Source organism: Neisseria viridiae, assembly GCF_962747995.1.
In the GTDB taxonomy this organism is placed as follows: domain Bacteria; phylum Pseudomonadota; class Gammaproteobacteria; order Burkholderiales; family Neisseriaceae; genus Neisseria; species Neisseria viridiae.
The window spans coordinates 1-25,678 of the sequence record NZ_CAUJAJ010000013.1; the positions used below are offsets into that span (position 1 = coordinate 1).

The 25,678-nt window shown below is 50.4% G+C and carries 23 protein-coding genes; 16 read left to right on the forward strand and 7 right to left on the reverse strand.

All coding sequences use genetic code 11. The annotated features are described in order from the left end of the window. The 4 genes from Q9J79_RS07805 to Q9J79_RS07820 form a co-directional block, all read left to right on the forward strand. On the forward strand, positions 1-723 hold a 723-nt coding region (locus Q9J79_RS07805; RefSeq protein WP_304717643.1), incomplete at its 5' end, for an SGNH/GDSL hydrolase family protein. Continuing rightward, a complete protein-coding gene (locus Q9J79_RS07810; protein WP_301912521.1) occupies positions 720-1,913 on the forward strand; it encodes an SGNH/GDSL hydrolase family protein in 1,194 nt (397 codons plus the stop codon). The genes Q9J79_RS07805 and Q9J79_RS07810, both read left to right, overlap by 4 nt. A 37-nt stretch (positions 1,914-1,950) precedes the next feature. Beyond that, positions 1,951-2,151 (forward strand): hypothetical protein, encoded by a 201-nt coding sequence (locus Q9J79_RS07815; protein WP_301912522.1) that lies wholly within the window; start codon positions 1,951-1,953, stop codon positions 2,149-2,151. Between the two features lie 10 nt (positions 2,152-2,161). Then, a complete protein-coding gene (locus Q9J79_RS07820; RefSeq protein WP_301912523.1) occupies positions 2,162-3,715 on the forward strand; it encodes a fatty acid--CoA ligase in 1,554 nt (517 codons plus the stop codon). Between the two features lie 90 nt (positions 3,716-3,805). On the opposite strand, the gene Q9J79_RS07825 is transcribed toward Q9J79_RS07820, so the two are convergent. After that, positions 3,806-5,833: a BCCT family transporter gene (locus Q9J79_RS07825; RefSeq protein WP_301912524.1), complete on the reverse strand. Its 2,028-nt coding sequence runs from the start codon at positions 5,831-5,833 to the stop codon at positions 3,806-3,808. 297 nt (positions 5,834-6,130) lie between these two features. Here Q9J79_RS07825 and Q9J79_RS07830 point away from each other — a divergent pair, with 297 nt between their 5' ends. After that, positions 6,131-8,128 carry a transporter-like protein gene (locus tag Q9J79_RS07830; protein ID WP_500797196.1) on the forward strand — a complete coding sequence of 666 codons (1,998 nt, stop codon included), beginning with the start codon at positions 6,131-6,133 and terminating at the stop codon, positions 8,126-8,128. Positions 8,129-8,250: 122 nt separating this feature from the next. On the opposite strand, the gene mltB is transcribed toward Q9J79_RS07830, so the two are convergent. Together mltB and Q9J79_RS07840 are read right to left on the reverse strand one after the other, a co-directional pair. Next, positions 8,251-9,342: a lytic murein transglycosylase B gene (mltB, locus tag Q9J79_RS07835; protein ID WP_301912526.1), complete on the reverse strand. Its 1,092-nt coding sequence runs from the start codon at positions 9,340-9,342 to the stop codon at positions 8,251-8,253. A 160-nt stretch (positions 9,343-9,502) separates the two neighbouring features. Further along, the gene (locus Q9J79_RS07840; protein WP_301912527.1) at positions 9,503-10,930 is read right to left on the reverse strand and encodes an acyl-CoA dehydrogenase family protein; all 1,428 of its coding nucleotides are present in this window, start codon (positions 10,928-10,930) and stop codon (positions 9,503-9,505) included. A 297-nt stretch (positions 10,931-11,227) separates the two neighbouring features. Between Q9J79_RS07840 and yhhA the strand changes: the two genes are divergently transcribed. The 11 genes from yhhA (at position 11,228) to ftsB (Q9J79_RS07895) (ending at position 21,817) form a co-directional block, all read left to right on the forward strand. Beyond that, entirely contained in the window at positions 11,228-11,377 is a 150-nt protein-coding gene (gene yhhA / locus Q9J79_RS07845; protein WP_003713099.1) for a YhhA family cyclophane-containing RiPP, read from the forward strand. 9 nt (positions 11,378-11,386) lie between these two features. Continuing rightward, positions 11,387-12,496 carry a cyclophane-forming radical SAM/SPASM peptide maturase YhhB gene (yhhB, locus tag Q9J79_RS07850; RefSeq protein WP_096108726.1) on the forward strand — a complete coding sequence of 370 codons (1,110 nt, stop codon included), beginning with the start codon at positions 11,387-11,389 and terminating at the stop codon, positions 12,494-12,496. Beyond that, a complete protein-coding gene (yhhC, locus tag Q9J79_RS07855; RefSeq protein ID WP_301912529.1) occupies positions 12,493-13,080 on the forward strand; it encodes a cyclophane-containing peptide 2OG-Fe(II) oxygenase YhhC in 588 nt (195 codons plus the stop codon). Before yhhB ends, yhhC begins: the two co-directional genes overlap by 4 nt. Positions 13,081-13,549: 469 nt before the next feature. Then, positions 13,550-17,476 carry a transcription-repair coupling factor gene (mfd, locus tag Q9J79_RS07860; protein ID WP_301912530.1) on the forward strand — a complete coding sequence of 1,309 codons (3,927 nt, stop codon included), beginning with the start codon at positions 13,550-13,552 and terminating at the stop codon, positions 17,474-17,476. Between the two features lie 7 nt (positions 17,477-17,483). Beyond that, entirely contained in the window at positions 17,484-18,005 is a 522-nt protein-coding gene (locus Q9J79_RS07865; RefSeq protein WP_301673233.1) for a DUF2004 domain-containing protein, read from the forward strand. Positions 18,006-18,166: 161 nt separating this feature from the next. Next, entirely contained in the window at positions 18,167-18,550 is a 384-nt protein-coding gene (panD, locus tag Q9J79_RS07870) for an aspartate 1-decarboxylase (RefSeq protein ID WP_003752675.1), read from the forward strand. Between the two features lie 20 nt (positions 18,551-18,570). After that, positions 18,571-19,413, forward strand: coding sequence for a 3-deoxy-8-phosphooctulonate synthase (gene kdsA / locus Q9J79_RS07875; protein ID WP_301673232.1), 843 nt, complete (start codon positions 18,571-18,573; stop codon positions 19,411-19,413). A gap of 14 nt (positions 19,414-19,427) precedes the next feature. Beyond that, on the forward strand, positions 19,428-19,868 hold the full coding sequence (locus tag Q9J79_RS07880; protein WP_301673231.1) for a DUF4149 domain-containing protein: 441 nt from the start codon (positions 19,428-19,430) through the stop codon (positions 19,866-19,868). Between the two features lie 44 nt (positions 19,869-19,912). Beyond that, positions 19,913-21,199: a phosphopyruvate hydratase gene (eno, locus tag Q9J79_RS07885; protein WP_301912531.1), complete on the forward strand. Its 1,287-nt coding sequence runs from the start codon at positions 19,913-19,915 to the stop codon at positions 21,197-21,199. Between the two features lie 14 nt (positions 21,200-21,213). Next, positions 21,214-21,492 (forward strand): cell division protein FtsB, encoded by a 279-nt coding sequence (gene ftsB / locus Q9J79_RS07890; RefSeq protein WP_107818950.1) that lies wholly within the window; start codon positions 21,214-21,216, stop codon positions 21,490-21,492. 46 nt (positions 21,493-21,538) lie between these two features. Then, entirely contained in the window at positions 21,539-21,817 is a 279-nt protein-coding gene (gene ftsB / locus Q9J79_RS07895; protein ID WP_107818950.1) for a cell division protein FtsB, read from the forward strand. 40 nt (positions 21,818-21,857) lie between these two features. On the opposite strand, the gene yfaE is transcribed toward ftsB (Q9J79_RS07895), so the two are convergent. From yfaE to dcm, 4 genes are all read right to left on the reverse strand, one after another. Then, positions 21,858-22,148, reverse strand: coding sequence for a class I ribonucleotide reductase maintenance protein YfaE (gene yfaE, locus Q9J79_RS07900; RefSeq protein WP_301912532.1), 291 nt, complete (start codon positions 22,146-22,148; stop codon positions 21,858-21,860). A 120-nt stretch (positions 22,149-22,268) separates the two neighbouring features. Further along, on the reverse strand, positions 22,269-23,402 hold the full coding sequence (gene nrdB / locus Q9J79_RS07905) for a class Ia ribonucleoside-diphosphate reductase subunit beta (protein WP_301912533.1): 1,134 nt from the start codon (positions 23,400-23,402) through the stop codon (positions 22,269-22,271). A 60-nt stretch (positions 23,403-23,462) separates the two neighbouring features. Further along, on the reverse strand, positions 23,463-24,650 hold the full coding sequence (locus Q9J79_RS07910; protein ID WP_002213380.1) for a type II restriction endonuclease: 1,188 nt from the start codon (positions 24,648-24,650) through the stop codon (positions 23,463-23,465). Then, positions 24,643-25,656, reverse strand: a complete 1,014-nt coding sequence (gene dcm / locus Q9J79_RS07915) for a DNA (cytosine-5-)-methyltransferase (RefSeq protein ID WP_002222381.1) — start codon at positions 25,654-25,656, stop codon at positions 24,643-24,645. The genes Q9J79_RS07910 and dcm overlap by 8 nt, the downstream gene beginning before the upstream one ends. Between the last annotated feature and the right edge of the window lie 22 nt (positions 25,657-25,678).

Genomic DNA, 25,678 nt, shown 5'->3' on the forward strand with positions numbered 1-25,678 from the left:
TCTGGGCCCGCCGCATCCGAAGCCGTCCCTCAAACCGGTGAAACAGAATGGAAACAGGACACCGAAGCCGCCGCCGTCCGCAGCGGCGACAAAGTCTTTTTCGCCGGCGACTCGCTGATGCAGGGCGTTGCCCCCTTCGTGCAAAAAAGCCTGAAACAGCAATACGGCATCGAATCCGTCAACCTCAGCAAACAAAGCACGGGGCTTTCCTACCCCTCATTCTTCGACTGGCCGAAAACGATTGAAGAAACCCTAAAAAAACATCCCGAAATCAGCGTGCTCGCCGTCTTCCTCGGCCCGAACGACCCGTGGGATTTCCCCGTCGGCAAGCAATACCTCAAATTCGCTTCCGACGAATGGGCGCAAGAATACCTGAAACGCGTCGACCGCATCCTCGAAGCCGCCCGCGCGCACCACGTCCAAGTCGTCTGGCTCGGCATCCCCTACATGAAAAAAGCCAAGCTCGACGGGCAGATGCGCTACCTCGACAAACTGCTTTCGGAACATTTGGAAGGTAAAATCATCCTGATTCCCACCGCGCATACCCTGAGCGGCGGGGAAGACCGCTACACCGACTCCGTCAACGTCAACGGCAAACCCGTCCGCTACCGCAGCAAGGACGGCATACACTTTACCGCCGAAGGGCAAAAACTGCTGGCGGCAAAAATAATGGAAAAAATCGTTTTTGAACCAAGTACGCAACCATCAAGTACACAGCCATGAACCCCAAACACCTCATCGCATTTTCCGCCCTGTTCGCCGCCACGCAGGCAGAAGCCCTGCCCGTCGCCTCCGTCAGCCTCGACACCGTTACCGTTTCCCCGTCCGCCCCCTACACCGATACAAACGGGCTGCTGACCGACTACGGCAACGCCGCCGCCTCGCCTTGGATGAAAAAACTCCGATCCGTCGCACAAGGCAGCGGCGAGACCTTCCGCATCCTGCAAATCGGCGACTCGCACACCGCCGGCGACTTCTTTACCGACAGCCTCCGCAAACGCCTGCAAAAAACTTGGGGCGACGGCGGCATAGGCTGGGTTTACCCCGCCAACGTCAAAGGGCAGCGCATGGCGGCCGTCCGCTACAGCGGCAACTGGCAAAGCCTCACCAGCAGGAACAATACCGGAGACTTCCCGCTCGGCGGCATCCTTGCCCGGACAGGCGACAACGGCAGCATGACCCTGAGCGCATCGGACGGTAAGACCGGCAAGCAGCGCGTTTCCCTGTTTGCCAAACCCCTGCTTGCCGAACAAACCCTGACCGTCAACGGCAACACCGTCTCCGCCAACGGCGGCGGCTGGCAGGTACTGGATACGGGCGCGGCACTGCCCCTGACCATACACACCGAAATGCCGTGGGACATCGGCTTCATCAACATCGAAAATCCCGCCGGCGGCATTACCGTTTCCGCGATGGGCATCAACGGCGCACAATTGTCCCAATGGTCGAAATGGCGTACCGACCGTATGAACGACCTCGCCCAAACCGGTGCCGATTTGGTTATCCTTTCCTACGGCACCAACGAAGCCTTCAACAACAACATCGACATTGCCGACACCGAACAAAAATGGCTGGATACCGTCCGCCAAATCCAAGACAGCCTGCCTGCCGCCGGTATCCTCATCCTCGGCGCGCCCGAATCCCTGAAAAACACGCTCGGCGTATGCGGCACGCGCCCCGCCCGCCTGACCGAAGTCCAACAGATGCAGCGGCGCGTCGCCCGTCAGGGGCAGACGATGTTCTGGTCTTGGCAAAACGCGATGGGCGGCGTTTGCAGTATGAAAAACTGGCTCAATCACGGATGGGCCGCCAAAGACGGCGTACACTTCTCCGCCAAAGGCTACCAACGGTCGGCGGAAATGCTTGCCGACAGCCTCGAAGAACTCGTCCGCTCCGCCGCAATCAGGCAATAATCGGACAGGGTTCGGACGGTATTTCCACAACAGGGGGATGCCGTCTGAAACGCATACCTTCACATTGCTTCAGACGGCATTCGCCTCAGACATCGGAAGGACGGGGGCGAACCTCCGGCATACGGCGCAAAGGCGGCGTTCGATATGCCGTCTGAAGGCAAAGATGATAAACTGCCGCCTTCCGTTTTCAGACGGCATATTGTTTTCAAATAAGGGCGTTCGCCGTCCGCAACCATAAAGGAAGTTTCATGAACCGGACTTATGCCAATTTCTACGAAATGCTCGCCGCCGCCTGCCGCAAAAACGGCAACGGCACGGCAGTGTTCGACGGCAAGGAAAAAACCGCCTACCGCGCGCTCAAGCAGGAAGCCGAAGCCGTTGCGGCGTATCTGCAAAATATCGGCGTGAAGTTCGGCGACACGGTCGCGCTGGCGGTTTCCAATTCCACAGAATTTATTACCGCCTATTTCGCCGTGTCCGCCATCGGCGCGGTCGCCGTGCCGATGAACACATTTTTGAAAAACAGCGAATACGCGTATATCCTGAACGACTGTAAGGCGCGCTTCCTGTTCGCCTCGGCCGGCCTGTCCAAAGAATTGGCGGGCTTGAAGGTGCAAACGCCCGTCGAAAAAATCATTTGGACAGGCCAAAGCCGGCCGGCCGGCGAAACGGCGGAAGGCGATGCCTTTTTTGAAGACGTGCGCCGCTTCCCTGAAAAACCCGACTTGGGCCGCCAACCCCGAATAAATGATTTGGCACACATCATCTACACCTCCGGCACGACGGGGCATCCCAAAGGTGCGCTAATCAGTTACGCCAACCTGTTCGCCAACCTGAACGGCATCGAACGCATCTTTAAAATCTCCAAGCGCGACCGCTTTATCGTTTTCCTGCCGATGTTCCACAGCTTCACGCTGACGGCTATGGTGCTGCTGCCGATTTATATGGCGTGTTCGATTATTTTGGTCAAATCCGTTTTTCCGTTTTCCAACGTTTTGAAACAGGCCCTGCTCAAACGCGCGACCGTGTTTTTGGGCGTGCCCGCGATTTACACCGCGATGAGCAAGGCGAAAATCCCCTGGTATTTCAGATGGTTCAACCGCATCCGCCTGTTTATCAGCGGCGGCGCGCCTTTGGCGGAACAAACCATCCTCGATTTTAAAGCCAAGTTCCCCCGCGCCAAATTGCTGGAAGGCTACGGACTGAGCGAAGCCTCGCCCGTTGTCGCCGTCAATACGCCCGAACGGCAAAAAGCCCGCAGCGTCGGCATCCCCCTGCCCGGTTTGGAAGTCAAAGCCGTCGATGAAGAATTGGTCGAAGTGCCGCGCGGCGAAGTGGGCGAACTGATCGTCAGGGGCGGTTCGGTGATGCGGGGCTACCTCAATATGCCTGCCGCCACCGATGAAACCATCGTCAACGGCTGGTTGAAAACGGGCGATTTCGTTACCATAGACGATGACGGCTTTATCTTTATCGTCGACCGCAAAAAAGATTTGATTATTTCCAAAGGTCAAAATGTCTATCCGCGCGAGATCGAAGAGGAAATCTACAAACTCGATGCCGTCGAAGCCGCCGCCGTCATCGGCGTGAAAGACCGTTATGCCGACGAGGAAATCGTCGCCTTCGTCCAATTGAAGGAAGGTATGAATCTGGGCGAGGACGAAATCCGCCGCCACCTGCGTACCGTGCTGGCAAATTTCAAAATCCCCAAACAGATCCACTTTAAAGACGCGCTGCCGCGCAACGCTACGGGCAAAGTATTGAAACGGGTGCTGAAGGAGCAGTTTGAAGGAAACAAATGAACGCCGTGCCGTCCGAAGCCCCGTCCGGCAAAAAAAATGCGGTGAATCTGATTCACCGCATTTTTTTGGCAAACGCCGGAGAAAAGGCATTTACTCTGCCAATTCCACCTGCTCGTGCGCCATCAGTTCCTGACCGACATCATCCAACAACATCAAATAACGTTCGTAATTTTTCAAAATGTCGGCAATCAGCTCGTCCTTGTTCATATACTGCACATCATACCCGACGCGCCCGTCGAAAAAATAAGCGTAGGGTTTGTAAGTTGTCTGATGCAGGATATGCGGCAGCTTGCCGTCGTTAATCAACTGGTCGGATACATCCTGCCCGACAGACTTAATCCCGTACATAAAATCGCGCATCGTCTCTTTCCGAATGACGAACTCGATTGCGGGCTCGTCCTGATGAAACATCTTATCGACCCGGACGCTCAAGCCGTATTCTTCCGAAAGCTCCCGTTGCAACTCGTGCATAGCGGGCGATGCGGTATGTTTGAGGAATTTTAAAATATCCTGCTCCTGCGTCTGGCTCATTATCCGCACCAGCCGTTCTTTCCACTTGCCGCCCGTCCAAAATACACTGGTAGGGTTAACCCGGGTCTCAAAATATTTCTTATCCGCACTCAAGCCTTTCCACAGGCTGAAACACATTATCAGCATCAGTAAGGCAAACGGCAGGGAAACAATCAGGGTCATAGACTGCAGGTTGCCGAGTCCGCCCGAGCGCATCAGCAAAACGGCAACGGCAGACATCAGCACGCCCCACATAACCGCCTGCCACCGTGGCGCGCTCAAGCCTTTGTCCCGAGAGGTAATATTGTTCAGGACATAAATCCCAGAATCGGCAGAAGTTACAAAAAACAGGGAAATGACCAGCAGGCTGACGATGCTCGTCAATTCGGGCAGGGGGAGGTAATTAAAGAATTTAAAAAGCAGCGTTTCCGGAGAGGAGGTCATCTTTTCGAGCATTCCCCCCGCAACCCCGTCATTCAGCCAAATCGCCGTATTGCCGAAGACGGTAAACCACAAAACGCCGAACAGGCCGGGGATGAGCAAAACCCCGAAGACAAACTCGCGGATGGTGCGCCCCTTTGAAATGCGCGCGATAAACAAACCCACAAACGGCGCCCAAGAACACCACCACGCCCAATAAAGCACCGTCCAAGATTCAAACCACGGCTTGTGTTCCCGTTCGTACGCATAAGTTTTAAAACTGAGGCGCACCAGATTTTCGAGGTAGTTCCCTATGTTGTCGCCGAATGCCGACAACAGGTAAACAGTGGGGCCCGCCGCCAAAACAAAAAACAGCAGCAAAAACGCAAGGCCCAGGTTCAACTCGCTCAACACCTTCACGCCCTTCCCCACCCCGGATATTGCCGAAACGACGGCGAGGGACATGACGGCGGCGATAATCAAAACCTGCACGCTGAAGCTGTTTTCGGCAATCCAGCCCATTTCCTGCAATCCGGCGCCCAGTTGCGAAGCCCCGAACCCCAATGTGGTGATGATGCCGAAAAAAGTAGCAAGCAACGCCATAATATCAATGGCATCGCCGAACCTTCCGGAAATTTTTTCTTTCAACAGGGGGTAAAAACAAGAACGCAGGGCAAGCGGCAGCTTGTAGCGGAAACCGAAATAAGCCAAAGCCAATGCAATCGTACCGTACACCGACCAGGCGTGAACGCCCCAATGGAACACCGTGTGCAGCAATGCCTGCTGCTGCCTGTGTTCCGGCGCGCCGGCCGTAATGTCCGAAAAATAATGCATCAACGGTTCTGCCACGCCGAAAAACATCAGGCCCACGCCCATCCCGGCCGCAAACAGCATCGCCAGCCACGACAGGAAGCCGAATTCCGGCACATCTTCATCCCGTCCGAGCCTGATGTTTCCCAAACTGCTGACCGAGAGTATCAGCAGGAAACCCAGAAAAATGGAAAACGTTAAAACATAAAACCAGCTGAACTCGGTAAAAATGATTTCTTTTGCCCGATCGAGCCACATCTGCACCTGATCCGGCACGGTTAAAACCAATACCACCAAAACACACACGAAAAACAAAGTCGTCAAAATAACCATCGGATTAAATGACGTTCGGCTTTCTATAAATTCAGACAGGGACAAACCTTCTCACTCCTTTGTTAAAAACAGACAAACCCGGTCATCAGGCAAAGCGGTCAAAACCTGCCGGCAAAATACCGGCTTCCGGATGACGAAATGCACAAACCGGCCGAAATTGTTATAATCGAAAAAATTAAAAATCAATACGGATTACTCTATCAGATTGATTTATCGATATTTATTATATCATTAATATAGTTTGATTTCAAACCGGCGGAAAATGCGCCGCCCGCCGCAGGCGTGCCCTCCCCGCCATCGGGGCGTTTAACGCCGGATTGCCGATGCGGTACAATGGCTGATATGAAGAAAATTACCCCTCAAAACCTGCGCCCCCTGCTTTCGGAAAGCCTCGGACATACCGATTTTGTCAACGTCCTCAACGCATTGATTAAATTTTTGCGCCGTGGCGGCAAAAAATACGCAGGGGAGCGTTTCGACCTGATCATCGACACATTCAAACAAAACAGGGAATTGCTGTCCCGCTTCAGCCGGTGTTTTTACATCTGGCTCGCGCAAATACACATTTATCCGGCACTTATCAAACTCGGCATCTTCTCACGCCACAGCTTTGCCCGGGAAATGGGCATACGCATCTACGAACGCTTCAGCCCGTCATATAAAGATTTTGCCAACTTGGGCGAAGTCTTCCTTTATCTTTTCCATTCCGAAAACGACGACAAATGGCTGCAAACGCTCAATATCCGCCAATGGCTGGTTTTATACGAACTCATCCGGAGCCACGCCGAACCGTCCAAATTGCAGACGGCAGGCATCCGCCTTGCCGATGCCCGTTTGCGCGCCATCGAAATGCTGTCTGTCTGGACGGCATCCGAAGCCATCGAACCCGACCTCATCCGCATCTCCCCGCGCCTGCTGGAAGCCGATTCTTCCTTCGTCGCCCTCCAGCGCGAAACCGCCAAACTGGTCGAACACTACCGCAACGGCACCGCGCCTTACGACACCGCCCACCTCGAAGTGATGTTCGACCAATGTTTCAGCCAGATTGACTATTTGCGCCGCAAAGGGACGGGTGCCGGCTCCGGTTCGTCGGTCAAAGTCGCCCACCTGCTCGAACGGCTCCGGCAGACCGTAGGCCGTCTGAAGCTGCTCACCGACATCCAAACCGGTGCCGGCAACAGCAACCGCCTGACCATCGCCCTGATGAACTCCCTCATCTACGCGGCGGTCGAACAATACAGCACCCGCCACCTGCGCCGCAGCAGCATCCGTATGCTTGCCCGCAGCATTACCGAAAACAAAAGCCACCACGGCGAACACTACATCACCCGCAACCGCAAAGAATATTTCAAAATGTTCTACTCGGCGGCAGGCGGCGGCATCATCATCGCCCTGATGGCGTTGCTCAAAATCCGCATCGGCACACTCGGCCTCAGCCCCTTCCTCGCCTCCTTGTCGGCGGGGTTCAACTACGGCATCGGCTTTATGATTATCCATATACTGCACTGCACCGTCGCCACCAAACAGCCCGCGATGACTGCCGCCAGCTTTGCCGAACAGGTCGATCTCAACGAAGGTGGCAAAGCGGTGGACAACAAACTCGCCAAGCTCCTCATCGACGTATGCCGCTCCCAAAGCGTCGCTGTCTTCGGCAACGTTTCCATCGCCATCCTTTTGGCGTGCGCCATATCGTTCGGCTATGCCCATCTGTACCGGCAGCCCATACTCGATGCCCACACCGCCGCCTACCAGTTCAAATCCATAGACATCATCGCTTACCCGACGCTGTGGTATGCCGCCATTGCAGGCCTGTGGCTGTTCTGCTCCGGCATCATCGCAGGTTTTTTCGACAACCGCGCCGACTACCTCAACCTGCGCCAACGCCTGCCCTTCAACCCCTTGCTGCGTAAAATCATGCGCCCCGGCCCCCGCCGCGTCCTCGCCGCCTATATCCACAAACACTACGGCTCGCTGGCAGGCAACTTCATTTTCGGGATGCTCTTGGGTATGACCGGCTATTTCGGACACCTCCTCGGGCTGCCACTGGACATCCGCCACGTCGCCTTTTCCTCCGCCAACCTCGGCTATGCCGCCGTCAGCGGCAACGTCGGTTTGGGCACGTTCGTACTCGGCATTTTCAGTGTCCTCGCCATCGGCTTGGTCAACCTCTGCGTCAGTTTCAGCCTCGCCCTCTTCGTCGCCCTGCGCTCGCGCGGCACGAAAATCGGCAGTATCCGCAATCTGATTAAGAGTTTTTGGAATCAGATTAAAAGCAATCCCTGCATACTTTTCCTCCCGCCCGCCAAAGGACAGGGACACCCTCCTTCGGACAAGCCTTGACCGGCAATGCCGTCTGAAGCGGGCTTCGCCCCGAATACCGCCCTGATGCGGGAAATCTCCATAAAAGGATGCAAAAATGCCGTCTGAACCGAAACGTGGTTCAGACGGCATTTTAAAAAACATTACAATCCCGGGCCGCCGAGCGAATTGGCAATGTCCCTGACCGCCGTTACATACATCCGGCTGTGGTTGTACTGCCATACCGTATAAAAATTGTTCAAGCCCAAATAATATTCAAACACGCCGGGTGCGGTTTCCAGTTTGAACAAAACTGCCTTTTCATCATCTGCAAGCTCTTCGCCGGGGATGATGCCGTACGCCTTCAAATCCGCCACCGTCCGCGTCAGGGCGGTTTTTTCGCCAATGATTGCCTGAACATCCGCACCCGGCGCCAATGTTGCAGACACCAGCATTTTACCGCCCGTGCGCCAACCGTGCTGCTTCATATAATTGGCAACCGATGCCGCGACATCGCCGACGTTGCCCCATATGTCCCGATGTCCGTCTCCGTCATAATCCACCGCCCATTTCCGGTAGCTCGAAGGCATAAATTGCGGCATACCCATTGCGCCCGCATAGCTGCCTTTAAAGGCGAAAACATCGCCGCCCTCTTCTTTTGCCAGCTTTAAAAGCTCGACCAATTCTTTTTGGAAGAACCCGGAGCGGCGGGGGTAATCGAAGCCTAAAGTCGCCAATGCGTCCGCCACACGGAAACTGCCCGTATTTTTGCCGTAATTCGTTTCAATCCCGATAACCGCCACGATAAGCTCGGCAGGTACGCCGTATTTTTGCGCCACATCATCGATAAGCGCGCGGTTTTCCGCATAAAACCGGCGCGCGCCGCGAAATTTCGCCTCGCCCGAATTTCCCGTGCGGAACACATACCACGGACGCGATGTGGAGGGGCGGTACATAATCTTGACGATGTCCGCCTTGTAAGCCGCTTTGTCAAAAAAATCCTGCCATTCCGCCCGGGAAAAATCCCCTTTCCCGACTTCATCGTCCACAAAACGGCGGACATTTGCATTGGCGGCAAACCCGCTGTCGGATACCGGTACGGCTGCCGCGTCAAACGCGGGGCGGCTTTCTTTTTTCATTTCATCCGCGCGGGGGGCTTGGGCTTCATCTGCCCGGGGCGGCGGCGCTTCCATTGCCGTACAGGCAGACAAAGCCGCCAAACAAATTACCGGGAGCAGTATTTTTCTCTTTTTCATAAATATGTTCCGAACAAATAGGGTAAGTGGGAAAGGCGGCACAAGGGTGCGGCGCGAAATGCGGCATCCGCCGCAATCGGCGGCTTTGCGGAATGCCGCGCGTTGCCTCTTGCACCGCCCGAAATCCGTATGCCGCCGCCGGCAATGCCGTATTTGCCCGCTATCCGCAATATCGGCAGTCCAATATGTCTTTGCGAATATCGTTTGACAAGAAAGCTGCGGTGTCTTCGTGTTCCGCCTGAACAAAGGTGAAAAGTCGGGCGATAATTTTGCCGATGAAGACTTTTTGTAGGGCGCAGGCATCGGTCAGGGTGCGTTCCTGCAGGAAGCTGCGGATGTCTTCGGGCAAAGTGTAGTCGCGGGCGACGGCGGCAAAGCGGGCATCGGTTTGCAGGCGGTCGAGCAGGGTTTGGTTTTTGTCCAACTTAATGCCTGCTTCTTTTTCTTCGGCGGTGGCGCGGACGAACTGGTCGTAAATTTCGGCATAAAGCATATCGTTCGGGCCTTCAAAAATCGTGAAGGGGCGGATGTCGATAGCGATATTGCCGGCGGTGTGTCCGCGTTCAAAACCCTTCGCGCCCAAGAGTTTTTGCAACATTTGCGCGGCGGCGTAAGTGTATTCCGTGGCAAGGGTTTTGATGATGTTTGCCTCCATCAGCTGATGGGCGACGGGAGCGACGGGCGAAACGGAATGGCAGACGTAGCGGTAAAGAATCTCGGAAACCTGATGACGGCGTTGGATTTCGCGGCGTTCGTAATCGACGAATCTGATGTCGTTGCGGACGTATCGGTTCAGGTTTTCAAGGATGTATTCCATAATGCCGTGCGTCATGCCGATCAGTTGCAGGCGGCTGCGGATAAAGATGTTTTGGAACGCGCGCAAACCGGCCGCGTCGCCCTGAGAGAGTTTCATCACGGCGGTTGCAGGCATTTCGGCATCGATGCGGTTGACGGCGTAACGGACGGCGCGCAGGCCTTCGGATGCGAGGGTTTCGCAGCGGATGTATGTTTTGGGGACGAGCAGCAGGTCGATGACTTTGGCGAGTTTGCCGTTTTTGCGCTCTTTGGCGGCAACGAGGAGGAAGTCGCTTTGCGAGTTGCCCTGCCAGTATTTCGCGGCGTTGACGTAAATGGTTTGTCCGTCGGTATATTCGTAGTAGGACTGCATTTCGCGTGCAATCGCCGCGCCGGAGGTTTCGGGTTCGGTAACGCCCAAACCGCCGCCCTCGCCTTTGAAAACCATGTCCAAACCCTGCGCGATTTGCGCTTCGTCGCCGAATTCTTGCAGGGGCTGCAACACCAGCGCGCCTTCGATGCCGGTACGCAGGGTAACGGGTACGCCGTAATGCCCCGCAATCCGCAAGACTTCCTGAATTTCAAACTGGCTGCCCTTGCGGCCGCCGTGTTTCTTGTCGAGGAAGGGCAACAGCAAACCAGCCTGCTTCAAGGCCAGCCATTTGTCTTCGGGCAGGTATCGCATCAGGTCGATGCCGTCTGAAAAAATGCGGCGGAATGCGGATTCGATGTGCTTTAAAAAAGCAGCCGTGTCCATGGTTGACGGCTGCGCGCTCGGTTCGGTGTGTATCATCGGCTTCCTCTGTCGGTTCCCATTAATCGGCGGCCGGTCAAACCGCCTGCCACGGTTTAGAGTTAATTTTCTAAGTTTTATACCATAAACTTACCTAAGCAACAATGATTATCGGACAGCTTTAATAACTCACAACGTAGCAGCTACAGCCATTTCCAAATTTAATTATGAAATATTAAAAGATAACATATTGATTTTTAATAAAAATTAATTATTTACATTATATATATATATATATATATAATGGGATTCTTAATGCTTTATTGAATCTTTCTAACCAATACTATGGAGTCTTAAATGCTGAATAAAAATCACTCAGTTGACCAAAAAATGCCTATTAACCACCCATTACTTTCTCGATTGATTAAAGAAGTTGAGAATGAGCAGAAAACAGCGATGATGTTCAAATATGACCGCACGCACAACCGTCATAATCGTGGTCAGTAATATCAGATTATGATTGATACTGTTTTATTGAAAGTCGCCAGTAGGTGCAATCTGAATTGCACCTACTGTTATGTGTACCATTTAGGCGATGACGGTTGGAAAGATAATCCAAAACTGCTTAGTGAAAAGAGCATTGACGATATTGAGAAATCTTTGTTTGACTTATACTCTTTTCAAGGAAAAAGTTTTGCAATTGTTCTTCATGGAGGCGAACCCTTTTTATTGCCAAAACATCGGCTTGAATATTTATTGAAAAAATTGCGGCATCGATTACCTGAATACACTACTGTTTCAATTCAAACTAACGGGCTTCTTCTTACAGAAGAATTGATTACACTTTGTTATACATATAACGTAACCATTTCTATCAGCTTGGACGGTCCGCAAAACATCAATGATGAAATGAGGCTGGATCATTTAGGACGTGGTTCATTTTACCGCATTATGGATAGTCTTCGCCTAATAAAAAATCATCCATTTTCAAATCAAGTTTTTACTGGTTGCTTGGCTGTTATTAACCCTTTAAGCAACCCTAAAGAGGTTTATAATTTTTTTAAAAAATTAAATATTCCAAGTGTTAATTTCTTAATGAGAGACGGCAATCATGACCGATACCCTTTTGGAAAATCAAGTTTTGAATCATTAGAATATGGAAAATGGCTGGAATCTTTATGGAATTTATATTTTTATGACCCCAACCCTATCCCTATAGCATTTTTTGATAACTACGTCAAACTGCTGATTGGAGGATTTAGTTCGAAAGAAGGGACGGGAACTGAAACTTCAGGCATTTTGATTATTGATACAAATGGAGATATTACCAAGAACGATACCCTAAAGAGTACAAAAAATCGGGCAGACAGATTCGAGTTTTCGTGGAATGTATCCAAGAATAATTTAATAGAACTAATCCAATCTAATGAATTTAAAGATTACCTGAAACTTCAAAATCCGATATCAAAAGAATGTAAAAATTGTCGATATTTATCAATCTGTGGCGGTGGGATGCCCCTATATCGTTGGAGTGATAAAAACGGATTTGATAATCCATCCGTATTCTGCCAAGACCACATACATATCATTGAAACCATATCAAGCACATTAGAAAAATACCTATGAAGATAAATACAAATAATATTCAATGCAATAAAATACCTTTTCCTCATGCTTTTTCTAAAAATTTTTTAGACGGGCAACAAGCAAAAGATATTTTAGAATGGTTGGAAATTGCCCCTTGGCATTTAACTATTACAGATTTCTACAGCCAGTACGAATTTTTACTTGATATACAGAATGTACCAAAAAACCTACAATTCTTGATTAGCGATGAAACAAAGCAAAGATTAAGGAATTTAATGGAGAATTTATTTTCATGTCAATTAAAGGATACTGTCGAGATAGTTGCCCATCGCTTATTAGACAATCAAATCATCAAAATTCACAATGATTACATTGAAGAAGCTGATTTTGAAACTGAATCGCATCGCCTGCTTATTCAACTAAACCACGGCTGGCCTGCTGATAATGGCGGATACTTAATGATTTTTAACAGCGAAGATCCACAGGATATAGCTAATATAATTTTACCGGAGCATCGAAGTATGTTCGCATTTGAAATATCAAGGGAATCTCATCACGCCGTTAGCAAAATTTATGCCGGTTGCCGCTACACCCTGATTTTTAATTTCTACAGAAATAAATAAATCTTATTTGATAAAACATGTTTCAACAAACAGGACGGCACATAAAAGCGTCGCCCTGTGTGCCGTCCTGAATGGGGGGCACTTTCACATCCGATTAGATTCTATTGCCATAAGTGGCAAGGCTTCAACCCAAAGCACTCCTTCCGATGAGGCGTAATATATAAGGAGTTGAGATAAAGATTATCTTCCCCCTTGATACTAATAATGCCGACATATTTTATATTTTCGTTTCTTAACCTCACTTTGCCTTGCCATTTGAAAAGCTGAAACTTACTATCCGGTAGCAAAGGTAGCGTTTTACACATCCTTTTTTCCCATAAAATCAAGTTTTCTTCGAGATACAAAAGCCGTTTAAAAAACCAGGCAAGTATCCTGTTCTTAATCTGTTAAAATTCCATCTATACAGCCTGACTAACCCCGAAGCGGCTCGAAATTTTTTCCGGCTGCCGCAAGCCATTATCCCTACGCCATGACCTACCCCATCCCCAAACCCCGTGAAAAATCCCGTTGGCTCAATCTTTCGCAAGGCTCGCTGCCCTTGGCTTTGGCGCGTTATCTGCCGCATAAGCGGCTCAAAGTCGTGCTGACCCAAGATGCGGAACAGGCGTTGCGCCTTCAGACGGCATGGCGGTTTTTCCGCCCGCACGACACGGCGGTGTTCCTGCCGGACTGGGAAACGCTGCCTTACGAGCGTTTTTCGCCGCATCAGGATTTGGTGTCGGAGCGGCTGTCGGCGTTGTGGCAGATTAAAAGCGGCGCGGCAGACGTGTTGTTCGTACCGGTTGCCACGGCGATGCAGAAGCTGCCGCCCGTGCCGTTTTTGGCGGGACGCACGTTTTGGCTGAAAACGGGGCAGACTCTGGATATAGGCCGTCTGAAAACCGATTTGGTGGATGCGGGTTATAACCATGTTTCCCATGTTGTCGCCGCGGGCGAGTTTGCCGTGCGCGGCGGCATTGTCGATTTGTTCCCGATGGGCAGCGAAATGCCGTACCGCATCGATTTGTTCGACGATGAAATCGACAGCATCAAAACTTTCGATACTGAAACGCAGCGCACCATTTCCCCCGTTTCCGAAATCCGCCTGCTGCCGGCGCACGAGTTTCCCACCGACAGCGAAGCACAAAAAATCTTCCGAAGCCGCTTCCGCGAGGAAGTCGATGGCAATCCGAACGATGCCGCTGTGTACAAAGCCGTCAGCAACGGACACTTCGGCGCGGGCGTGGAATATTATCTGCCGCTGTTTTTTGAAAACGAGCTGGAAACGCTGTTTGACTATATCGGCGAAGACGCGCTGTTTGTCTCTTTGGGCGACGTTCATGCCGAGGCAAACCGCTTTTGGAGCGACGTCAAATCGCGTTGCACCATGGCGCAGGGCGACGAAACCTATCCGCCTTTGCTTCCACAGCATTTGTATCTCTCTGCCGATGTGTTCGCAGGTCGTCTGAAAAACTACGGACAAGTGCTGCCCGATGTTTCCGGCAAGGAACACACCCTGCCCAACCTTGCCGTCAACCGCCAATCCGACGAGCCGTTGCAGGCATTGAAGGATTTTCAGACGACCTTTGAAGGACGGATTTTGCTGTGCGCCGAAAGTTTGGGACGGCGCGAAACTATGCTCGGTTTCTTGCAGCAAAACGGTTTGAAAGCCAAACCTGTGTCCGACTGGCAGGGCTTTTTATCGGCGCACGAGCCGCTGATGATTACAGTCGCGCCGTTGGCATACGGATTCAAACTGGGCGGTTCACAATCTCCGAGCCAACAGCAACCTACTCCCGCCGCCGAGGAAAAAGGCAAAACGGTTGCCGACCAAACCAAATTTCCCGCAGCCGCAACAAACCCTCTCCCTAGCCCTCTCGCTCAGGAGAGGAAACAAAGTGCAGCCGCCGTTTCAGATGGCTTGAAAGCAGCCGCCGTTTCAACCGAAAGCAGCCTGCCCCTCAGTACAAGTAGTCTGCACGGGCAAATCCAACAGCAACCTGCTCCCTCCCCCGTAGGGGAGGGTTGGGGAGAGGGCAAAGCAGTTGCCGCTCAAACCGAATTTTCCGCAGCCGCAACAAACCCTCTCCCTAGCCCTCTCCCACAGGAGAGGGAACAAAGTATCGCCGCCGTTTCAGACGGCCTGAAAGCAGCCGCCGTTTCAATCGAAAGCAGCCTGCCCCCCGGTACAAGTAATCTGCACGGGCAAATCCGACAGCAGCCTACTCCCTCCCCCGTGGGGGAGGGTTGGGGAGAGGGCAAAGCGGTTGCCGCTCAAAGTGCCATCGCCGTTATCACCGAATCCGATCTCTACCAATACATCGCCCATTCGCGCATCCACAACCGCCGCAAGAAACACGCCGCTGTTTCAGACGGCATGTTGCGCGACCTTGCCGAAATCAATATCGGCGACCCCGTCGTGCACGAGGAACACGGCATCGGCCGATATATGGGCTTGATAACAATGGACTTGGGCGGCGAAACCAACGAAATGATGTTGCTCGAATACGCGGGCGAAGCGCAGCTTTATGTGCCTGTTTCACAACTGCATTTAATCAGCCGCTACTCCGGCCAAGCGCATGAAAACGTCACCCTGCACAAGCTCGGCAGCGGCGCATGGAACAAGGCGAAACGCAAGGCCGCCGAAAAAGCGCGCGACACCGCCGCCGAGTTGCTCAACCTCTACGCCCAACGCGCCGCCCAATCGGGACACAAGTTTGAAATCAACGAGTTGGACTATCAGGCGTTTGCCGACGGCTTCGGCTACGAAGAAACCGAAGACCAGGCCGCCGCCATTGCCGCCGTGATTAAAGACCTGACGCAGGCGAAGCCGATGGACCGCCTCGTGTGCGGCGATGTCGGTTTCGGCAAAACCGAAGTCGCCCTACGCGCCGCGTTTGTGGCGGTGATGGGTGGCAAACAGGTCGCCGTACTCGCCCCGACTACGCTTCTGGTGGAGCAGCACGCACAAAATTTCGCCGACCGCTTCGCCGATTTCCCCGTGAAAGTTGCCAGCCTTTCGCGTTTCAACAACAGCAAAGCTACCAAAGCCGCGCTGGAAGGCATGGCGGACGGCACGGTCGATATCGTTATCGGCACACACAAATTGGTACAGGACGACATCAAATTCAAAAACTTAGGTTTAGTGATTATCGATGAAGAACACCGCTTCGGCGTGCGTCAGAAAGAGCAGCTCAAACGCCTGCGCGCCAATGTCGACATCCTCACCATGACCGCCACGCCGATTCCGCGCACCCTCAGCATGGCGCTCGAAGGACTGCGCGACTTCTCGCTGATTACCACCGCGCCGAGCCGCCGCCTTGCCGTGAAAACCTTTATCAAACCGTTCAGCGAAGGCAGCGTGCGCGAAGCCGTATTGCGCGAACTCAAACGCGGCGGGCAGGTATTTTTCCTGCACAATGAAGTGGATACGATTGAGAATATGCGCGAGCGGCTGGAAACCCTGCTGCCCGAAGCCCGCATCGGCGTGGCGCACGGACAACTGCGCGAGCGCGAACTGGAGCAAGTCATGCGCGACTTTTTGCAGCAACGATTCAATGTGTTGCTCTGTTCAACCATCATCGAAACCGGCATCGACATCCCCAACGCCAACACCATCATCATCAACCGCGCCGACAAATTCGGGCTGGCGCAACTGCACCAGCTTCGCGGGCGCGTCGGCCGCAGCCACCACCAAGCCTACGCCTACCTGCTCACGCCCGAATACATCACCAAAGACGCAGAAAAACGCCTCGACGCCATCGCGGCGGCAGACGAACTCGGCGCAGGTTTCACCCTCGCCATGCAGGATTTGGAAATCCGCGGCGCAGGCGAAATCCTCGGCGAAGGGCAGTCCGGCGAAATGATACAGGTCGGCTTCACGCTCTACACCGAAATGCTCAAACAAGCAGTGCGCGACCTCAAAAAAGGTCGCCAGCCCGACCTCGACGCGCTATTAGGCATTACCACCGAAATCAAGCTGCACAGCCCGGCATTATTGCCCGAAAATTACTGCCCTGACATTCACGAGCGCCTCGTCCTCTACAAACGCCTCGCCGTCTGCGAAACCGTGCAGCAAATCAACGCCATACACGAAGAACTGGTCGACCGCTTCGGCCTGCCCGAGCAATCCGTCAAAACCCTTATCGAAAGCCACCACTTACGGCTTATGGCAAAAGAATTGGGTATCGACGCCATTGATGCGGCCGGCGAAGCCGTAACCGTTACCTTCGGCAAACACCACTGTATCGACCCGACGGAGATTATCCTGCTGATTCAGACGGATAAAAAATACCGGCTGGCAGGGGCAGACAAATTGAGGTTTGCAGCGGAAATGGAAAACATCGAAGTCAGGATCAACACCGTCAAAACCGTGCTAAAAACCCTGCAAGGCAAACGCCTGCCCAAAGGAAATTGATGTAACGATGCCGTCTGAAGAACACCGTTCAGACGGCATACAATCCCCCCAATCCTCACCAAAAGGAACAATCATGTCGATTTTTCACCCCTATTTCCGACAACTGTCCACCGAAGGTTTTGACGGAGAAGAAGATGTCCTCTGGGAAGACGAGCTGACCGTCAAAGGCAATCTTGTCGAGGTATCCCTGTGGGCAGAAAATGAAAACCGCCTGCCAACCGAAACATTGGATGCATTTGCCGCCTTCCTGTCCGAATTGGAAAAAGCCGACGACGCTGCACGCGCCGCACTGACGGAATATTTGAAACGGGACAGCCGCTATATCGACTTTCACACCGAAGATACCCAAACAAGCCGCGATGCGGCAAAGTTTGTCCGCACAATGCAGTTGACCTATATCAGCCTATGGGCAGAAAGTCCGGCTTTTGCCGTTATGGATTATATGCCCGCCAATATGGAAAGCGACGGAATCCTTGCCGTCAAACTGCATTTGGACGGCAGCATTTTCTCAATCGATTGGGAGAGTTGAGCCGGATTGCCAATCGGCAAAAATAAAATGCCGTCTGAAAACAGCTTCCCTGCCCGAAGCCTTGCCATTATGAATTTGAAGGAAACTCCACTATAATACGGCATTCAGATTTTCAGACGGCATCCTGTCCGTCAGACCGCACACAAACCAAAAGGAAATACATGTTCCGTACTATGCTTGGCGGAAAAATCCACCGCGCCACCGTAACCGAAGCCGATTTGAACTACGTCGGCAGCATTACCGTCGATCAAGACCTGTTGGACGCGGCAGGCATCTATCCCAACGAAAAAGTCGCCATCGTCAACAACAACAACGGCGAACGTTTTGAAACCTATACCATTTCAGGCAAACGCGGCAGCGGCGTGGTCTGCCTGAACGGGGCGGCGGCAAGGCTGGTACAGAAAGGCGACATCGTCATCATTATGTCTTATATCCAACTTTCCGAACCGGAAATCGCCGCACACGAACCCAAAGTCGTCCTGGTGGACGGAAACAACAAAATCCGCGACATCATCTCCTATGAGCCGCCGCACACCGTACTGTAATCCCGCAACGGACATCGATTATGGATATTAAAATCAACGACATCACCCTCGGCAACAACTTGCCCTTCGTCCTATTCGGCGGCATCAACGTTTTAGAAGATTTGGATTCTACCCTCCAAACCTGCGCGCATTACGTCGAAGTTACCCGAAAACTCGGCATTCCCTATATCTTTAAAGCCTCTTTCGACAAGGCAAACCGTTCCTCCATCCATTCTTATCGCGGCGTAGGCTTGGAAGAAGGCTTAAAGATTTTCGAAAAAGTCAAAGCGGAATTCGGCATCCCCGTCATTACCGACGTACACGAACCCTATCAGTGCCAACCCGTTGCCGAAGTGTGCGATGTCATCCAGCTTCCCGCATTCCTTGCGCGGCAGACCGATTTGGTGGCTGCAATGGCGGAAACGGGCAATGTCGTCAACATCAAAAAACCGCAGTTCCTCAGCCCTTCGCAAATGAAAAACATCGTGGAAAAATTCCGCGAAGTCGGCAACGGACAAATAATCCTGTGCGAACGCGGCAGCAGCTTCGGCTACGACAACCTCGTTGTCGATATGCTCGGCTTCGGCGTGATGAAACAAACCTGCGATAATCTGCCGGTTATTTTCGACGTTACCCATTCCCTGCAAACCCGCGATGCCGGTTCTGCCGCATCCGGCGGTCGTCGCGCACAGGCTTTGGATTTGGCACTTGCAGGCATGGCAACCCGCCTTGCCGGCCTGTTTCTCGAATCGCACCCCGATCCGAAACTGGCAAAATGCGACGGCCCCAGCGCGCTGCCGCTGCACCTTTTAGAAGATTTTTTAATCCGCATCAAAGCATTGGACGATTTAATCAAATCACAACCGATTTTAACAATCGAGTAACACGGTTTCGCCTTATGATGCAGACTTTCCGAAAAATCAGCCTGTATGCCGCAACCTTGTGGCTCGGTATGCAGATTATGGCGGGTTATATCGTCGCACCGGTGCTGTTCAAAATGCTGCCCAAAATGCAGGCGGGCGAAATTGCCGGCGTATTGTTCGACATCCTCTCTTTGAGCGGGCTTGCCGTTTGGGGCGCGGTACTGGTTGCCGCCTTTGCCGTCCTGACCCGGCTGCAAACCGCCCTGCTGATTTTTTTATTGTCCGCCCTTGCCGCCAACCAATTTTTGGTTACTCCCGTTATCGAGGCACTGAAATACGGACATGAAAATTGGCTGTTGTCGGCTTTAGGCGGATCTTTCGGAATGTGGCACGGCATTTCCAGTATTGTTTTTATGGCGGCCGCCCTACTTTCGATTTACTTAAGTTGGCGGCTCTACGGCAAAAATGCCGTCTGAAGCCTACCGTTTTACCTCACGTCACTTTAATTTGGAGAACATTCATGAGCGCAATCGTTGATATTTTCGCCCGCGAAATTTTGGACTCACGCGGCAACCCCACCGTAGAATGCGACGTACTGTTGGAATCCGGCGTAATGGGACGCGCAGCCGTACCAAGCGGCGCATCAACCGGTCAGAAAGAAGCTTTGGAACTGCGCGACGGCGACAAATCCCGCTATTCCGGCAAAGGCGTATTGAAGGCGGTCGAACACGTCAACAACCAAATCGCCCAAGCCCTCATCGGTATCGATGCCAACGAACAATCTTATATCGACCAAATTATGATTGAATTGGACGGTACTGAAAACAAAGGCAATTTGGGTGCAAATGCGACTTTGGCGGTCTCTATGGCGGTTGCACGCGCCGCTGCCGAAGACTCAGGCCTGCCGCTTTACCGCTACTTGGGCGGCGCAGGCCCGATGTCCCTGCCCGTACCGATGATGAACGTCATCAACGGCGGCGAACACGCCAACAACAGCCTGAACATCCAAGAATTTATGATTATGCCTGTCGGCGCAAAATCTTTCCGCGAAGCGTTGCGCTGCGGTGCGGAAATCTTCCACGCTTTGAAAAAACTGTGCGACAGCAAAGGCTTCCCGACTACAGTCGGCGACGAAGGTGGTTTCGCCCCCAACCTGAACAGCCACAAAGAAGCCCTGCAACTGATGGTCGAAGCGACTGAAGCCGCAGGCTACAAAGCAGGCGAAGACGTATTGTTCGCCCTGGACTGCGCATCCAGCGAATTCTACAAAGACGGCAAATACCACTTGGAAGCCGAAGGCCGCTCCTACACCAACGCGGAATTTGCCGAATACCTGGAAGGCTTGGTTAACGAGTTCCCCATCATCTCCATCGAAGACGGCATGGATGAAAACGACTGGGAAGGCTGGAAACTGCTGACCGAAAAATTGGGCAAAAAAGTTCAATTGGTCGGCGACGACTTGTTCGTAACCAATCCGAAAATCCTTGCCGAAGGCATCGAAAAAGGCGTGGCAAACGCACTATTGGTCAAAGTCAACCAAATCGGTACTTTGAGCGAAACATTGAAAGCCGTCGATCTGGCAAAACGCAACCGCTACGCCAGCGTGATGAGCCACCGCTCCGGCGAAACCGAAGACAGCACCATTGCCGACTTGGCAGTGGCCACCAACTGCATGCAGATCAAAACCGGCTCCCTGTCCCGTTCCGACCGCATGGCAAAATACAACCAACTGCTGCGTATCGAGGAAGAATTGGCGGAAGCCGCCTACTACCCCGGCAAAGCCGCATTCTACCAACTGGGCAAATAAGAAAAGGTTAAGGTATGAAGTGGGTAACTGTCGTTTTATCCTTCGCACTTGTCTGTTGCCAATACAGCCTGTGGTTCAGCAAAGGCAGCATCGGACGCAACAGCAGTCTGAGAGAACAGATTGCCGTTCAAGAAGAAAAAAACCAGACGCTCGCCCTACGCAATCATTCCCTTGCCGCCGAAGTCTATGATTTGGAAAACGGTCAAGAAGCCATTTCGGAAATCGCCCGGGTAGAACTGGGTTATATCCAAGACGGCGAAACCTTTTACCGACTCATCAGGCATAACCGGTAATACCGTCAAAAAGCCGTCCGAACCAATGTTAAGAAAAGGTTAAGGTATGAAGTGGGTAACTGTCGTTTTATCCTTCGCACTTGTCTGTTGCCAATACAGCCTGTGGTTCAGCAAAGGCAGCATCGGACGCAACAGCAGTCTGAGAGAACAGATTGCCGTTCAAGAAGAAAAAAACCAGACGCTCGCCCTACGCAATCATTCCCTTGCCGCCGAAGTCTATGATTTGGAAAACGGTCAAGAAGCCATTTCGGAAATCGCCCGGGTAGAACTGGGTTATATCCAAGACGGCGAAACCTTTTACCGACTCATCAGGCATAACCGGTAATACCGTCAAAAAGCCGTCCGAACCAATGTTCGGACGGCTTTTATTTCAGCAAACTGTCAGACAGCACCTCATCCTCCCCCGCCAAACCGCAATCCAGCCTGACATCCTCCTCGACGTAACAGCAGCACGGCAGTATCTCGTCCCGCCCCAAAAAAGCCAAAGGCGGCTCCCGATAAGTAACGCTTCCCTCCAAAATCTTTACCCGGCACGATCCGCAATATCCGCTTCGGCACTGATATTCCACCATATGCCCCGTCCGTTCCAAGCCTTCCAACAGAGTCTCGCCCTCCAAGAGTTCAAAAAAACCCTTATTCGTACCAATGCGCGCCATTTCCGACCAATCAAAAATAAAAGGAACAATAACCGATCCTACCCGCTGTTTTTCCCATCATACAACATACAAATGCCGTCTGAAACATCCGGCTTCAGACGGCATTTTTTCAAAAAACATTTACAACTCAAAATCGCCCAAATCATCCGTATTCACTTCAGAATCTATCTGACCGATCAAATAAGAGGATATTTCCACTTCCTGCGGCGCGACCTGTACGTTGTCGGACGACAGCCACGCATTAATCCACGGAATCGGGTTTTGATTTGCGCCTTCAAATCCGGCCGGCAACCCCACCGCCTGCATACGCAGATTGGTAATATATTCGACGTATTGGGATAAGATTTCTTTGTTCAAACCGATCATCGAACCGTCCTTAAACAAATATGCCGCCCATTCTTTTTCCTGTTCCGCCGCTTTTTTGAAGAGTTGGAAACATTCGTACTGCAACTCGGCGGCAATCTCCGCCATTTCAGGATCATCGACACCCGAACGCATCAGATTAAGCATATGCTGCGTGCCGGTCAGGTGCAGGGCTTCGTCGCGGGCAATCAGTTTGATGATTTTGGCGTTGCCTTCCATCAACTCGCGCTCGGCAAAAGCAAACGAGCAGGCGAATGAAACGTAGAAACGGATGGCTTCCAACACGTTGACGCACATCAGGCAGAGATAGAGTTTTTTCTTCAACCCGCGCAAAGATACGGTAACGGGTTTTCCGCCGACATTGTGCACCCCTTCGCCCAACAGATTGTAATACTGGGTGTATTCGATTAAGTCGTCGTAATAGCAGGCAATGTCTTCGGCGCGGGCGGTAATGTATTCGTTTTCGACAATATCATCAAACACGACCGACGGATCATTCACAATATTGCGGATGATGTGGGTGTAGCTGCGCGAGTGGATGGTTTCGCTGAAGCTCCACGTTTCAATCCACGTTTCCAGCTCGGGAATCGAAACCAAAGGCAGCAAGGCAACATTCGGACTGCGCCCTTGGATGGAATCGAGCAGTGTTTGGTATTTCAGATTGCTGATGAAAATATGTTTTTCGTGTTCAGGCAGGTTGGCGTAGTCGATACGGTCGCGCGACACGTCGATTTCTTCCGGCCGCCAGAAGAAAGACAATTGTTTTTCAATCAGTTTTTCAAATACCTCGTATTTCTGCTGGTCATAACGGGCGACATTTACCGGCTGACCGAAAAACATCGGCTCTTTCAGCGCATCGTTTTTGGTTTTGGGAAAGGTGCTGTATGACATAGTTAAGTGTTCGCAGGACATAATCTATTCTCTATATTAATTAAAAATGATCTGTAAGTTTTAACTAACCTGCTGAGACTTTATATATTTAATAAAATTTTCTAAAGTTAAAACATGGGTTTTCCCAAAAGTTCCAAATGTTTTTACGGATTCTTTAGGGACAACTAAGGTTAAATTCTCATCACTCATTTCCTGAATTTGAGTATCAGATATACCTTCTTGTAGAGTAAATAAATGCTTATGAGGAATTCGATCTGCTTCATTTAAAACTTGGCGCCAGCGATCCTTACAAGTAGTCTTTGAACCTAGCATTGTCAGCTTTTCAGTTTGAAATATGAAATTCCCTGATTCATCCATCGCATGGTACTCTTCACTTCCAGGAAATAAAAAATCTGGTTTCTTTTTCCCTTCTGTCTTCGCTTGCGTCTCAAATTTTAAGGAAAATTCGTCAAATATTCTTGATAAATGTAACTCTAAAGATTTTCCTGCTCTTGCTTTTCTGCGATTTGTAAAAGAATGTGCAAAATTAATGAAGCTATCCAAATCAGTAATTTTTGATTTAATAATTTCAAATTCACGTTTTTCAAAAATGGAAAATAATTCATATTCCTTTGAAACCCATTGTTTTAACACATTACTAACGTTAGTTTTATTTAATGCAATATTTTCCCTTGCCAAAACTGCCATTTCTTCAGTTTTGGGGAAGTTAGGAAATAGTGAAAATAATTTTGTTAGGTTATCCTCTACTTCTTGTTTTTTAGGTAAATATAAACTTCCTGGCAAAATGTTAGTTTCTGCGATAAATATTTCAATATCTTCATCTGAAGATAAAACAAAAGCATGGAATAATAAATCTTTATAACAAGCTCTGCACAATACCAATAAGGAACCACTATATTTATCACTTAAAAATTCAAAATTCTTGCCAAAACCCGTAATTCTCGCCTCATTTCTCGTGCCTTGGCCGTAATATTTAAAATTGCTATTAGTGACGCTTCCATCTTGCCAATTAATTTTGATTGAAATAGTTTTATTTGTTCCCTTTTGGCAAACTACATCAAAGAGGTCGTCTGAAAAATGTTTTTGAATATAAAATCCTGATTGGTGACTACCAGTAGTACCAACATCATTGGGACGAATATAACGACAGTATACTGCAATTGATTTATTTGCTGTCTGTATTGCTGAAGCTACTAAGTCATCGGATTTATTTACTACTTGTATTGTCTGAGCTGCCAAGTCATTCATTTTTTAACTCATTTATAATTTGTTTAGCAATAGCTTGAACCAACGGTACAGCAATTGAATTGCCAAACTGCTTGTATGCAGCTGTCTTGGATACTGCATCAATAACAAAATCTTTAGGAAATCCCATTAAACGCGAGCACTCCCTAGGTGTCAGCTTCCTAGGATTTTTTCCTTTCTGAGGGATGAGTATTTCGGAACCATCTTTGTAATATCGTGCAGATAGAGTTCGTGATATTCCATCTAAATCAACTAATCCAAAACCAAATCCATTACCCTTTGCCTTATGTTTTTTAGCGTAATTTTGAAGGTAAAGCCATAAGTTATCAGAAAGAGTAAAAGAATTATCTACATCATCTTCCAAAATTTGCTTTAATTTTGGTTGTGATTCTGGTGGGGAAGGAAAATTGAAATTTATTTCCTTATTAAAATATTGTCTATCAAAACCTACAATAAAAATACGCTCCCTATTTTGAGGAACATAATATTTTGCATTCATAACTTGATAAAATATCTGATAGTCAAGCTCTTCTAAAGTCCCTTTAATTACTTTAAATGTATTTCCTTTGTCATGCGAAACAAGGTTTTTCACATTCTCTAAAAGAAAAATTTTAGGTCGATGTTTTCCAATAATTTCAGCAACGTCAAAAAATAGAGTTCCCTGCGCCTTATCTAAGAAGCCTGTTTCTCGTCCTAGGCTTTTTTTCTTTGAAACACCAGCTATAGAGAATGGCTGACACGGGAATCCTGCTGTTAATACATCAAACTTACTTGGAATAGCTGCTTTGGTTTCCTTTAATGTAATATCTCCATAAGGAATATCATTAAAATTTACTTGGTAGGTTTGACGGGCTTTATCATCCCATTCACTAGAAAATACACATCGCCCACCAACATTCTCCATTGCAATGCGAAAACCACCTATTCCCGCAAATAAATCAATAAAAGTAAATTTCTCATTATTTAAGGTAACTATATTATCTAATTGATTTTGTATCTTATTTTTCATATTTTATATTTCAGATGATTTA

What these genes read in the sequence shown, in the direction of transcription:
- Q9J79_RS07810 (WP_301912521.1), top strand. Translation starts at nt 720, where the DNA reads ATGAACCCCAAACACCTCATCGCATTTTCCGCCCTGTTCGCCGCCACG.
- Q9J79_RS07815 (WP_301912522.1), top strand. Translation starts at nt 1,951, where the DNA reads ATGCCGTCTGAAACGCATACCTTCACATTGCTTCAGACGGCATTCGCC.
- Q9J79_RS07820 (WP_301912523.1), top strand. Translation starts at nt 2,162, where the DNA reads ATGAACCGGACTTATGCCAATTTCTACGAAATGCTCGCCGCCGCCTGC.
- Q9J79_RS07830 (WP_500797196.1), top strand. Translation starts at nt 6,131, where the DNA reads ATGAAGAAAATTACCCCTCAAAACCTGCGCCCCCTGCTTTCGGAAAGC.
- mltB (WP_301912526.1), bottom strand. Translation starts at nt 9,342, where the DNA reads ATGAAAAAGAGAAAAATACTGCTCCCGGTAATTTGTTTGGCGGCTTTG.
- Q9J79_RS07840 (WP_301912527.1), bottom strand. Translation starts at nt 10,930, where the DNA reads ATGATACACACCGAACCGAGCGCGCAGCCGTCAACCATGGACACGGCT.
- yhhA (WP_003713099.1), top strand. Translation starts at nt 11,228, where the DNA reads ATGCTGAATAAAAATCACTCAGTTGACCAAAAAATGCCTATTAACCAC.
- yhhB (WP_096108726.1), top strand. Translation starts at nt 11,387, where the DNA reads ATGATTGATACTGTTTTATTGAAAGTCGCCAGTAGGTGCAATCTGAAT.
- yhhC (WP_301912529.1), top strand. Translation starts at nt 12,493, where the DNA reads ATGAAGATAAATACAAATAATATTCAATGCAATAAAATACCTTTTCCT.
- mfd (WP_301912530.1), top strand. Translation starts at nt 13,550, where the DNA reads ATGACCTACCCCATCCCCAAACCCCGTGAAAAATCCCGTTGGCTCAAT.
- Q9J79_RS07865 (WP_301673233.1), top strand. Translation starts at nt 17,484, where the DNA reads ATGCCGTCTGAAGAACACCGTTCAGACGGCATACAATCCCCCCAATCC.
- panD (WP_003752675.1), top strand. Translation starts at nt 18,167, where the DNA reads ATGTTCCGTACTATGCTTGGCGGAAAAATCCACCGCGCCACCGTAACC.
- kdsA (WP_301673232.1), top strand. Translation starts at nt 18,571, where the DNA reads ATGGATATTAAAATCAACGACATCACCCTCGGCAACAACTTGCCCTTC.
- Q9J79_RS07880 (WP_301673231.1), top strand. Translation starts at nt 19,428, where the DNA reads ATGATGCAGACTTTCCGAAAAATCAGCCTGTATGCCGCAACCTTGTGG.
- eno (WP_301912531.1), top strand. Translation starts at nt 19,913, where the DNA reads ATGAGCGCAATCGTTGATATTTTCGCCCGCGAAATTTTGGACTCACGC.
- ftsB (WP_107818950.1), top strand. Translation starts at nt 21,214, where the DNA reads ATGAAGTGGGTAACTGTCGTTTTATCCTTCGCACTTGTCTGTTGCCAA.
- ftsB (WP_107818950.1), top strand. Translation starts at nt 21,539, where the DNA reads ATGAAGTGGGTAACTGTCGTTTTATCCTTCGCACTTGTCTGTTGCCAA.
- yfaE (WP_301912532.1), bottom strand. Translation starts at nt 22,148, where the DNA reads ATGGCGCGCATTGGTACGAATAAGGGTTTTTTTGAACTCTTGGAGGGC.
- nrdB (WP_301912533.1), bottom strand. Translation starts at nt 23,402, where the DNA reads ATGTCATACAGCACCTTTCCCAAAACCAAAAACGATGCGCTGAAAGAG.
- Q9J79_RS07910 (WP_002213380.1), bottom strand. Translation starts at nt 24,650, where the DNA reads ATGAATGACTTGGCAGCTCAGACAATACAAGTAGTAAATAAATCCGAT.
- dcm (WP_002222381.1), bottom strand. Translation starts at nt 25,656, where the DNA reads ATGAAAAATAAGATACAAAATCAATTAGATAATATAGTTACCTTAAAT.